This is a genomic window from Caballeronia cordobensis (assembly GCF_001544575.2).
GTDB lineage: Bacteria > Pseudomonadota > Gammaproteobacteria > Burkholderiales > Burkholderiaceae > Caballeronia > Caballeronia cordobensis.
The window spans coordinates 43,718-54,911 of record NZ_FCNY02000033.1 but is presented as its reverse complement, the minus strand read 5'-3'; the positions used below and the strand labels follow the sequence as shown (position 1 = coordinate 54,911).

General features: G+C 63.0%; 11 protein-coding genes. All 11 read right to left on the bottom strand.

What is annotated here, in order from left to right; all coding sequences use genetic code 11:
• Window positions 1-108 precede the first annotated feature (108 nt).
• Entirely contained in the window at window positions 109-1,011 is a 903-nt protein-coding gene (gene cysM / locus AWB70_RS35730) for a cysteine synthase CysM (RefSeq protein ID WP_053568614.1), read from the bottom strand.
• 262 nt (window positions 1,012-1,273) lie between these two features.
• On the bottom strand, window positions 1,274-1,660 hold the full coding sequence (locus AWB70_RS35725; protein WP_053568615.1) for a ComEA family DNA-binding protein: 387 nt from the start codon (window positions 1,658-1,660) through the stop codon (window positions 1,274-1,276).
• A gap of 75 nt (window positions 1,661-1,735) precedes the next feature.
• Window positions 1,736-2,728 (bottom strand): ADP-glyceromanno-heptose 6-epimerase, encoded by a 993-nt coding sequence (gene rfaD / locus AWB70_RS35720; protein WP_014192033.1) that lies wholly within the window; start codon window positions 2,726-2,728, stop codon window positions 1,736-1,738.
• A gap of 7 nt (window positions 2,729-2,735) precedes the next feature.
• The gene (gene rfaE1, locus AWB70_RS35715; RefSeq protein WP_075644233.1) at window positions 2,736-3,710 is read right to left on the bottom strand and encodes a D-glycero-beta-D-manno-heptose-7-phosphate kinase; all 975 of its coding nucleotides are present in this window, start codon (window positions 3,708-3,710) and stop codon (window positions 2,736-2,738) included.
• The gene (locus AWB70_RS35710) at window positions 3,676-5,076 is read right to left on the bottom strand and encodes a UDP-glucose dehydrogenase family protein (protein ID WP_053568617.1); all 1,401 of its coding nucleotides are present in this window, start codon (window positions 5,074-5,076) and stop codon (window positions 3,676-3,678) included. The genes rfaE1 and AWB70_RS35710 overlap by 35 nt, the downstream gene beginning before the upstream one ends.
• An 81-nt stretch (window positions 5,077-5,157) precedes the next feature.
• A complete protein-coding gene (lapB, locus tag AWB70_RS35705) occupies window positions 5,158-6,333 on the bottom strand; it encodes a lipopolysaccharide assembly protein LapB (protein ID WP_053568618.1) in 1,176 nt (391 codons plus the stop codon).
• A gap of 42 nt (window positions 6,334-6,375) precedes the next feature.
• A complete protein-coding gene (locus AWB70_RS35700; RefSeq protein ID WP_014192037.1) occupies window positions 6,376-6,669 on the bottom strand; it encodes a LapA family protein in 294 nt (97 codons plus the stop codon).
• Between the two features lie 270 nt (window positions 6,670-6,939).
• Window positions 6,940-7,269, bottom strand: coding sequence for an integration host factor subunit beta (locus AWB70_RS35695; RefSeq protein WP_008342376.1), 330 nt, complete (start codon window positions 7,267-7,269; stop codon window positions 6,940-6,942).
• A 23-nt stretch (window positions 7,270-7,292) separates the two neighbouring features.
• Window positions 7,293-9,023 (bottom strand): 30S ribosomal protein S1, encoded by a 1,731-nt coding sequence (rpsA, locus tag AWB70_RS35690; RefSeq protein ID WP_175582469.1) that lies wholly within the window; start codon window positions 9,021-9,023, stop codon window positions 7,293-7,295.
• Between the two features lie 118 nt (window positions 9,024-9,141).
• On the bottom strand, window positions 9,142-9,822 hold the full coding sequence (cmk, locus tag AWB70_RS35685) for a (d)CMP kinase (protein WP_014192039.1): 681 nt from the start codon (window positions 9,820-9,822) through the stop codon (window positions 9,142-9,144).
• Between the two features lie 61 nt (window positions 9,823-9,883).
• Window positions 9,884-11,188 carry a 3-phosphoshikimate 1-carboxyvinyltransferase gene (aroA, locus tag AWB70_RS35680; protein WP_053568619.1) on the bottom strand — a complete coding sequence of 435 codons (1,305 nt, stop codon included), beginning with the start codon at window positions 11,186-11,188 and terminating at the stop codon, window positions 9,884-9,886.
• Window positions 11,189-11,194: the final 6 nt, after the last annotated feature.

The window sequence follows — 11,194 nt, the reverse complement described above, 5'->3', positions numbered from 1 at the left end:
AGTCGTGCGCTGTACTTGCTCATGAAAAAACACCCCAAATCGTTGAACGGGTGTCCAACTTTTGGGGTGCAGTTCACACGCCGGGGTTTTTTATCGCTCCCACGCGCCTTACGCGGGAAACACGCCTGTCGACAGATACCGGTCGCCGCGGTCGCAGACCACGAACACGATCGTCGCGTTCTCGACCTGACGCGCGATGCGCAGCGCGACTTCGCATGCGCCGCCCGACGAAATGCCGGCGAAAATGCCTTCGACCGATGCGAGCCGCCGGGCCATCGCTTCCGATGCAGCCTGGCTCACGTTCTCGACGCGATCCACGCGGCTGCGGTCGAAAATCTTCGGCAGATACGCCTCCGGCCACTTGCGGATGCCCGGAATGCGCGAACCTTCTTCGGGCTGCGCGCCGATGATCTCGATCTTCTGGTTCACCTCTTTCAGATACTTCGACACGCCCATGATCGTGCCGGTCGTGCCCATCGACGAGACGAAGTGCGTGATGCGGCCCTCGGTCTGCTTCCACAATTCCGGGCCGGTGCTTTCGTAATGCGCGAGCGGATTGTCGGGATTCGCGAACTGGTCGAGGATGATGCCGCGGCCATCGCGCTGCATCTGATCGGCGAGATCGCGCGCGTATTCCATGCCGCCCGTCACCGGTGTGAGCACGATTTCCGCGCCGTACGCGGCCATGCTCTGACGGCGCTCGATCGAAAGATCCTCGGGCATCAGCAGCACCATCTTGTAGCCGCGCATCGCGGCGGCCATGGCGAGCGCAATGCCAGTGTTGCCGCTCGTCGCTTCGATCAGCGTATCGCCCGGCTTGATGCGTCCGCGCTCTTCAGCTTTCCTGATCATCGACAAAGCCGGGCGGTCCTTCACCGAGCCCGCCGGGTTGTTGCCTTCGAGCTTGCCCAGCACGACGTTGTTGCGGCTGCGGATTTCATCGTCCACGACGCGGACGAGTTGCACGAGCGGCGTGTTGCCGACCGTGTCTTCGATAGTCATGTAAGCCATATGCGGAGCGGATTCGTGTCCCACGGAAAACCGGCTGCGGTGGGATTTTGATATAGGGGATACGTCGATTGTAGCCCAGCGGTTCTCCCGATGCCGGCGCACCCCTGTTGCGCGGATGGATTGCCGAATCGAACTGTAAGCAAGCTCGTGGCGCACAAGCGCAAAAAGCCCCGCGACGAGGCGGATCGCGGGGTAGCCCAAACATCCAAAGGCTGAAGGAGATGTTGGCGCGCCGCAATTCGGGCGCGCCGTCATGCTGTCCTTATTTTTTCACGACGACCGGTTTGTTCGATGCCGACGCCGAAACCGGCGTTGCGACCGCGGAGTTCGCCGTGCCAGGCGGCGCCGCATTGCCCGGCGCGATCGCCGCGGTCTTCGGCGCCGAGCCGATGGTCAGCCCTTCCGCTTCGAGACGCTGAACGGTTTTGCCGCCCATGCCCTTCACGCGCGTGCCGAGATCGCTGGCGTCCTTGAACGGGCCATGCGCCTGACGCTCGTCGAGAATGGCTTTCGCCTTCGCCGGGCCGATGCCCTTGATGCCGCGCAGTGCGTCGGAATTGGCGGTATTGACGTCGACGGCCGCGAACGCGCTACCGATGGAAAAGAGGAGCGCGAATGCGGCGATCGACGAAAGAACTTGCTTGAACATGACTGAGTCTCCGTAAGGAACCGGCCGGCGGGAGTGCCGACCGCAAGACCCAGTGTAGAGAGGCTCGACGCGCGTTTATAGCTGGCCGAATAGCCAACGCACGTAGCGATCGACGCCTTCCTGAACCGTCAGGAACGGAGCGTCATAGCCCGCCGCACGCAGGCGCGACGGGTCCGCCTGCGTGAAGCATTGATACTTGCCGCGCAGTGCGTCGGGGAACGGAATGTACTCGATGAGCCCGCGCTGAACCAACTCCGCGAGCGATAGCGAAGCTTCGCCATCAAGCGCCCGCAGCGAGTTCACGACCGTCGACGCGATATCGTTGAACGGCTGTGCGCGTCCGGTGCCGAGATTGAAAATGCCCGACTTCTCCGGATGATCGAAGAAGAACAGGTTCACCTTCACGACGTCTTCCACGGAAATGAAGTCGCGTGTCTGCTCGCCCGCCGCATAGCCGTTGTATTCGCCGAAGAGCTTGACCTTGCCTTCCGAGCGAAACTGATTGAAGTTGTGGAACGCGACCGACGCCATACGCCCCTTGTGCGTCTCGCGCGGGCCGTACACGTTGAAATAGCGAAAGCCAACGATCTGGCTCTGCGCCTTCGGCAGCGTTTGCCGCACGATCTGATCGAAGAGAAACTTCGAATAGCCGTAGACGTTGAGCGGCTTTTCGACTTCGCGCTCCTCTACGAAACGGCTCGATCCGCCGTACGTCGCCGCCGACGACGCATACAGGAACTGCGCGCCCTGCGCGAGACACGCGTCCATCACGTCCCGGCTGTAGCGGAAGTTGTTGTCCATCATGTAGCGGCCGTCGGTTTCCATCGTGTCCGAACAGGCGCCTTCATGAAACACCGCGCGCACGCGGCCGAAATCGCCGCGCTGGAAACGCGCGACGAACTCGGTCTTGTCGAGATAATCGTCGATCTCGCAATCGACGAGATTCTTGAACTTGTCGGCTTTGGTCAGATTGTCCACCGCGATCACGCGATGTTCACCGCGCTCGTTGAGCGCCTTGACGATATTGCTGCCGATGAACCCGGCCGCACCGGTAACGATGATGGTCATGGTGAATTCAGGCGAAGAGTTCGTTGTAATCGACAGTGGCCGTACCGAGCTTGCCGACCACGATGCCCGCGGCGCGGTTGGCATAGACGATCGAGTCGACGAGCGGCACGCCCGCGCCCAGCATGGTCGCGACCGTCGCGATGACGGTGTCGCCGGCGCCCGACACATCATACACTTCGCGTGCTTCGGCCGACGTATGCAGCACCTGGTTCTCGGTGAAGAGCGTCATGCCCTCTTCCGAGCGCGTCAGCAGGAGCGCCGAGAGATCGAGTTCGGTGCGCAGCCTGCTCACGCGCTCCTGCAGGTCTTCCTCCGACTTCCATTGTCCGATCACTTCGCGCAGTTCGGCGCGATTCGGCGTGATGAGCGTCGCCCCACGATAACGGTCCCAGTCGTCGCCCTTCGGATCGACGAGCACCGGCTTTCCGGCGCGTTTCGCATCGGCGATCATCTGCGTGACGTGCGTCAGGCCGCCCTTCGCGTAGTCGGACATGAGGATCACGTCGTGCTGCGGCAGGATTTCCGCGAAGCGCGCGAGGCACGCGCGCAGCACTTCGTGATTCGGCGTGTTCTCGAAATCGACACGCAGCAATTGCTGCTGCCGCGACAGCACGCGCAGCTTGATGGTCGTGAGCAGTTCGGGATCGCGTTCGAGATGCGCCGCGACCTTGCTCTCGCCGAGCAGCTCGACCACGCGCTCGCCCGGCTCGTCGTGCCCGACCACGCATAGAAGTCCCGCCTGCGCGCCGAGCGCCGCCGCGTTGCGCGCAACGTTCGCGGCCCCGCCCAGCCGATCTTCCTTCTTCTGCACGTGCACGACCGGCACGGGCGCTTCCGGCGAGATGCGGTTCACGTCGCCGAACCAGTAGCGGTCGAGCATCACATCGCCGACCACGAGCACGCGCGCCGCCGCAATGCGCGCGCGCGGCACGACGGGCATATCGGTCTTAGTTGTTACTTCCGTTGCGGTCGAGTTCGACATGGGGACGTCCTATTGCGTAATAGTCGATGCCCATTTCGGCCATCGATTCCGGTTCGTACAGATTGCGGCCATCGAAGACCACCGGCGTCTTCAGCGCGCTCTTCAAGTACCCGAAATCCGGGCTCTTGAACTCCTTCCATTCGGTCACGATGATGAGCGCATCCGCGCCCCGCAGCGCTTCGTGCTGCGTGCCGACCAGATGCAGGCGCTTCATGTCCTCGGGCCGCTCCGCCAGATCGAGCGCCAGCACGCGTTCGGCTTCCTGCATCGCGACCGGATCGTATCCGCGCACGGTGGCGCCGCGCGCAAGCAGCGCCTCGATGATGCGCCGGCTCGATGCCTCGCGCATGTCGTCGGTGTTGGGCTTGAACGCGAGGCCCCACACGGCGAAGGTGCGCCCGCGCAGGTCTTCGCCCATGCGCTTCACGATCTTGTTGACGAGCACGTCCTTCTGATCGCGATTCACCGCTTCGACCGCTTCGAGCACGCGCAGCGTGTGGCCGTTTTCGCGGGCAGTCTGCGCGAGCGCCTGCACGTCCTTCGGGAAGCACGAACCGCCGTAGCCGCAGCCCGCATAGAGGAAGTGATAGCCGATGCGCGGGTCCGAGCCGATCCCGCGACGCACCGACTCGATATCCGCGCCGACCGTATCGGCCAGATTCGACAGATCGTTCATGAACGAGATGCGGGTGGCGAGCATCGCGTTGGCCGCGTACTTCGTGAATTCGGCGGAGCGCACGTCCATGTACAGCGTGCGCTCGTGATTGCGGTTGAACGGCACGTAGAGGCGCTTCATCTTCTCGCGCGCGCGGTTGCCCGCGTGGTCGTCGTCGATGCCGATGACAATGCGGTCCGGGCGCATGAAGTCGTCCACCGCCGCGCCTTCCTTCAGGAACTCCGGGTTCGACACGACCGAGAAACCGTGCGACTCCGATCCGAGCCCGCGCGCCTTCAGTTCTTCCTCGACGACGTTTTTCACCTGCTGCGCCGTGCCGACCGGCACCGTCGATTTATCGACGATCACCTTGAAGCCGTTCGAATACTTGCCGATGTTGCGCGCCGCCGCGAGCACGTATTGCAGGTCGGCGGAGCCGTCTTCGTCGGGCGGCGTGCCCACCGCGATGAATTGAATGTCGCCGTGCTCGACGCTCGCCTTGACGTCGGTCGAGAACTGGATGCGGCCTGCCGCGCGCGTGCGCCTCAGCATTTCCTGAAGGCCCGGCTCGTGGATGGGCACGCCGCCATTGTTGAGAATTTCGATCTTGCGCGGATCGACGTCCACGCAAAACACGTCATTGCCGATTTCGGCAAGGCACGCGCCGGTCACAAGACCGACGTAACCCGTGCCGACGATGGTTACTTTCATACGCTTTCCGGAGGTATTTGAAATGCCGGTGGCGGAAGCGGCGCTCGCGCGCCGCCTGAACTCATGCTCGCCGCGTGCCGGTCAGGCCGAACTCGTGATCGGCTCGACGCGGCGCGGCGCGTACGTCTCCCAGCCGCTGCAGCCGGGACATTGCCAATAGAATAGTCGCGCGCGGAATCCGCAGGTTTGACAGGTATAGCGTGGCAGATTCTTGGTGCGCTGTTTCACCAGATTGCGCATCAGTTCCAGCTCGCCCCGGCGCGGCTCCTCGGCCGTCGCTTCCTGGGCTTCGAGCAGGCGCGTCATTCCCGCGAGGTTCGGCGCGCTCTGCATCTGCTGACGCGCGAGCGCGTGCGCCGCCTCCAGCCCGCGCAATTCCTGCACGTGCTTGTAGGCGACATCCAGCAGATCGTTGGACGGATAGCGGCTCGTGTAATCGGTCAGCAGCGCGACGCCCTCTTCCTTGCGTCCGAGCGCGGCGTACGCCTTCATCAACTTTTCGGCCACGAGCGGCAGGTACGCTTCGTTCTGCTCCTCGACACGCTTCCAGTTCGCAATCGCGGCTTCGACATTGCCCGCGGCGGCTTCGACGTCGCCCGCGAGAATCGTCGCGCGCACGTTGTCCGGGTTCGACGCCAGCGCGAGCTTCAGTTCAGCGCGCGCGCCATCGGGATTCTTGCGCTGCAACGCTTCCTGCGCGAGTTCGCAATGGAAATGCGCGATTTCCATGTGCAGCGACGGCGCACCCATCTTTTCGATCTGCTCGGCCGTCGTGATCGACTTGGGCCAATCCTTCTCGATTTCATAGATGGTCAAAAGCGCACGCTGCGCGCCGAGCGAATATTCGCCCGCGTCCAGCGACTTGAACGTTTCCTCCGCGCGATCGAGCAAGCCCGCCTTCAGGAAGTCCTGTCCGAGTTCATACAGCGCGTGGTCGCGCTCGGCGACCGGCAAATCGGCGCGGCTCAGCAAATTTTGATGCACGCGGATGGCGCGATCGGTCTCACCGCGACGGCGGAACAGGTTGCCGAGCGCGAAGTGGAGTTCGATGGTCTCGGGATCGAGCTTGGCGACCTCGATGAACGCATCGATCGCCTTGTCGTGTTGCTCGTTGAGCAGAAAATTGAGGCCGCGAAAGTACGAGCGCGGCAGGTTCGCATTCTCGGACAGCAGCGTTTTCAGGTCATAGCGGGACGTCATCCACCCCAGCGCGAACGCGACGGGAATGACGAGCAGCCACCAGAAGTCTAGATCCATGCGATTAGTCGTTGATTGTTGGGTGTCCGCTCTGACGCCGCGTCAGATGAGCGGCGGCATCGGCGGCTCTTCTTTCACGACCGGCGTTTCGCGCGCAACGCGCAGTTCGCGCTTCAGACGGCCGTTTTCCATGCGCAGGCGCAGCTTCGCGGGCAGGCCGGACACGAGACCCGCCAGCAATCCCACGACGAAAAACGCAAGACCGATCAGGATCAGCGGCGCGGTCCAGGCATAGCCTGCGAGGAAGTTCAGTGTCGCGGTCTGGGTGTTGGCGAGCGCCAGCACCAGGAGCAGCACGAAAACCAGAACGCGGATCAGCCAGACGAGGAATTTCATGTACGGTCTCGCAAGAGCGGTTGCACCAGAGGCCAAGCCATTCCAGCCGGCCTGCGCGGTCGAACACCCAGGTCAAAGTGACCGGTATTGTAATTGATGCTCATGGGCGCAGACACCCGCCTGCTTCCCGCAGCGTTTTAAGCAAGTCGCGCACCCGTGCCCGCCCGCGCGATGCGCATAAAAAAAGCACCCCGAGGGGTGCTTTCCTGGTCGATTGCCTCGTGGCCGGACGCCGCGAACCGAAACATCTCTTCGGTAGCGATGCGCCGATCAGAGATCGTCCGCATCGTCGTCATTCGAAGCTTTGAGCGGCTCGCCCGCGCGGCCGTCGACGCGTTCGCGCAATTCCTTGCCCGGCTTGAAGTGCGGCACGAATTTCTCCGGCACCAGCACTTTCTCGCCCGACTTGGGATTACGCCCGACGCGCGACGGACGACGATTGAGCCCAAAGCTGCCGAAGCCGCGAATCTCGATACGATGACCGTTGGCCAGGGCCTCCGACATCGCATCGAGCATCGTCTTCACCGCGAAATCCGCATCCTTGAGGACAAGTTGCGGAAATCGCGACGCCAACTGGGCGACCAATTCACTTTTGGTCATTCTGCAGCAGTGCCGTTAAAGGCTTAGCTGTTCTGGCCGTCGAGCTTGGCCTTGAGCAGCGCGCCGAGGTTGGTCGTGCCCGTCGCGGCGGCGTTCGAGTCGCCCTGCAGGCTGCGCATGGCTTCCTGCTGTTCGGCCGAATCCTTCGCCTTGATCGACAGGTTGATGCCACGCGACTTGCGATCGATGTTGATGATCATCGCGTTGACCTTGTCGCCTTCCTTCAGCACATTGCGCGCATCTTCCACGCGGTCTTGCGCGATTTCCGAAGCACGCAGGTAGCCTTCGACGTCCGCGTTCAGCGCGACGACGGCACCCTTCGGGTCCACCGACTTCACGACGCCGTCGACGATAGCGCCCTTGTCGTTGATCGCGACGAAGTTGTTGAACGGATCGCCTTCGAGCTGCTTGATGCCGAGCGAAATGCGTTCCTTCTCGACGTCGATGCCCAGAACCACGGCTTCGACTTCGTCGCCCTTCTTGTACTTGCGGACGGCTTCTTCGCCGGTTTCCGACCACGACAGGTCCGACAGGTGAACCAGACCGTCGATGCCGCCAGGCAGACCGATGAACACGCCGAAGTCGGTGATCGACTTGATGGCGCCGCTGATCTTGTCGCCCTTCTTGAAGTTGCGGCTGAAGTCATCCCACGGATTCGGCTTGCACTGCTTCATGCCGAGGGAGATACGGCGGCGGTCTTCGTCGATTTCGAGAACCATGACTTCGACTTCGTCACCGAGCTGAACAACCTTCGACGGAGCAACGTTCTTGTTGGTCCAGTCCATTTCCGACACGTGGACGAGGCCTTCGATGCCCGATTCCACTTCGACGAATGCGCCGTAGTCGGTGATGTTCGTGACCTTGCCGAACAGGCGCGTGCCCGACGGGTAACGGCGCGAGATGCCTTCCCACGGATCGTCGCCCAGTTGCTTGATGCCGAGCGAAACGCGGTTCTTCTCTTGGTCGAACTTGAGGATCTTGGCGGTGACTTCCTGGCCGACCGACAGCACTTCCGACGGGTGACGCACGCGGCGCCATGCGATGTCGGTGATGTGCAGCAGGCCGTCGATGCCGCCGAGGTCCACGAACGCGCCGTAGTCGGTGATGTTCTTGACCACGCCTTCGACGATCGCGCCTTCCTTCAGCGTCTCGAGCAGCTTCGCGCGCTCTTCGCCCTGCGTCGCTTCGATCACGGCGCGGCGCGACAGCACCACGTTGTTACGCTTGCGGTCGAGCTTGATGACGCGGAATTCGAGCGTCTTGCCTTCGTACGGCGTCGTGTCCTTGACCGGACGCGTGTCGACGAGCGAACCCGGCAGGAACGCGCGGATGCCGTTGACCATCACGGTCATGCCGCCCTTGACCTTGCCGGTGATCGTGCCGGTCACGAGTTCGTTGTTGTCCAGCGCCTTTTCCAGCGACAGCCACGAAGCGAGGCGCTTCGCCTTGTCCCGCGACAGGATGGTGTCGCCATAGCCGTTTTCCAGCGCGTCGATCGCGACGGAAACGAAGTCGCCCGCCTGCACTTCCACTTCACCCGCGTCGTTCAGGAATTCTTCGAGCGGAATATAGGCTTCGGACTTGAGACCAGCGTTGACGACCACGAAGTTGTGGTCGACACGCACGACTTCGGCGGAGATCACTTCGCCGGCGCGCATGTCCTGCTTGGTCAGCGACTCTTCGAACAGAGCCGCAAAGGATTCGGTATTCGGGGTGGAGGTTTGCAGGTCGGACATAAAAATCGATATTTGCACGGCCTTTGCGCGGTGGTCTCGGTATTGAGACCGGTGAGGCGCAACGCCATACGGGGTTAAGAGGTTTAACACACGCCCTGCCTCCCGGCAGAGCACCTTACTTCACTACACAAACGCCCTACACGCGAACCTCGCTGTACCAGCCGATGATCTGTTCGACCGCTTGATCGATCGACAAACCGGAGGTGTCCAGCGTCTTCGCGTCTGCCGCGGGCTTGAGGGGCGCGGCGCTCCGGTTCATGTCCCGGTCGTCGCGCGCACGCAAATCTCGCAGCAAGTCATCCATATTAGCAGAAAAACCTTTTTGCATCAATTGCTTATACCGTCTGGCGGCGCGCGCCTCGACGCTCGCGGTCAGAAAGACCTTCAGCGTGGCGTCGGGGAAGATGACGGTGCCCATGTCGCGGCCGTCGGCGACGAGGCCGGGGCGCTTGCGAAAGGCCCGCTGGCGCGCGACGAGCGCCTGACGCACTGCCGGATGCACGGCGATCGCGGAGGCGCGGTTGCCCACCTGTTCCTGGCGGATTTCACCGGAAACATCGACGCCGTCGAGCTGCGCGCATCCTTCGCGGAAGGTGATATGGAGCGCCTCGATGAGTTTTGCAAGGCCGGCTGCGTCGTCGTTCGCCACGTCGTAGCGGATACTGGCCAGCGCCGCGAGCCGGTAGAGCGCGCCGCTGTCGAGCAGATGGAAGCCGAGCGACGCCGCGACGATCGCCGCGACGGTGCCCTTGCCCGACGCCGTCGGCCCGTCGATGGTGATCACTGGAGTGGGGTCGAATGGACGGGTCGGTTTCATTGAGTCCGGGCGTTCTGGCCCGTTATTACGGTTGTTGAAGTCGATGGCATCGCGTTTCACGTCAGGCCTTCACGAGCGTGGCAAAGCGCTCGAAGTAGTCCGGAAACGTCTTGTTCACGCACTTCGGATCATTGATGCGCACCGGCACTTGCCCGAGGCTCACGAGCGAAAAGCACATCGCCATGCGGTGATCGTCGTAGGTGTCGATGGCGGCGTTCGGCGTGAGCTGCGCCGGCGGCGTGACGACGAGATAGTCGGCGCCCTCTTCGACCGTCGCGCCGACCTTGCGCAGTTCGGTCGCCATCGCGGCGATGCGGTCGGTTTCCTTCACGCGCCAGCTCGCGATGTTACGGAGCGTGGTCGTGCCGCTGGCAAAGAGCGCGGCCACGGCGATCGTCATCGCGGCATCGGGAATCAGGTTGAAATCCATGTCGATGGGCGCGAGCTTGCCGTCGTCGGACTCCACGCCGCGCACTTCGATCCAGTCCTCGCCCATCATCACGTTCGCGCCCATGCGATTGAGCGCGTCGGCAAAACCGACGTCGCCCTGGATGCTCGCGCGCCCGACGCCTTCCACGCGCACCGGCCCGTGGCCGATCGCGCCCGCCGCGAGAAAGTACGACGCCGACGACGCATCGCCTTCCACCATGATCGCGCCCGGCGACGTGTAGCTCGCGCCCGCCGCGACCGTGAAGCGCGCCCAGCCGTCGCGCTCGACCGTCACGCCGAAGCGCTCCATCAACCGAATGGTGATGTCGATGTACGGCTTCGAGATCAGCTCGCCCTCGACCTCGACCGTGACCGGAGCAGTGCGGCCTTCGATCACCGGCAGGCTCATCAGAAGCGCGGTCAGAAACTGGCTCGACACGTCGCCGCGCACGCGAATGGGCTTGTCGATGGCGATCTTCGCCGGGTGAATCCTGAGCGGCGGATAGCCGTCGTTCAGTTCGTAATCGATGCTCGCGCCGATCTGCCGCAATCCGTCCACGAGATCGCCAATCGGCCGCTCGTGCATGCGCGGCACGCCGTGCACGCGATATTCGCCGCCGTTCACCGCGAGCGCCGCGGTCAGCGGACGCACCGCCGTGCCTGCGTTGCCGAGAAACAGCTCCGCCGATTTCGACGGAAACGCGCCGCCCGTGCCGCCAACGATCACGCGTTCGCCGTCTTCACGCACCTCGACGCCGAGATTCCCGAGCGCCGCGAGCATGACGCGGGTGTCGTCGGAATCGAGCAGATTGGTGATTGACGTTTCGCCCTTCGATAAAGCCGCGAGCAGCAGCACGCGGTTCGAGATGCTCTTCGAGCCGGGCAAGCGCACCGTACCGGACGCGCGGGAAAAAGGTCCGAGGTCGAGATGTTCCATAGTGTT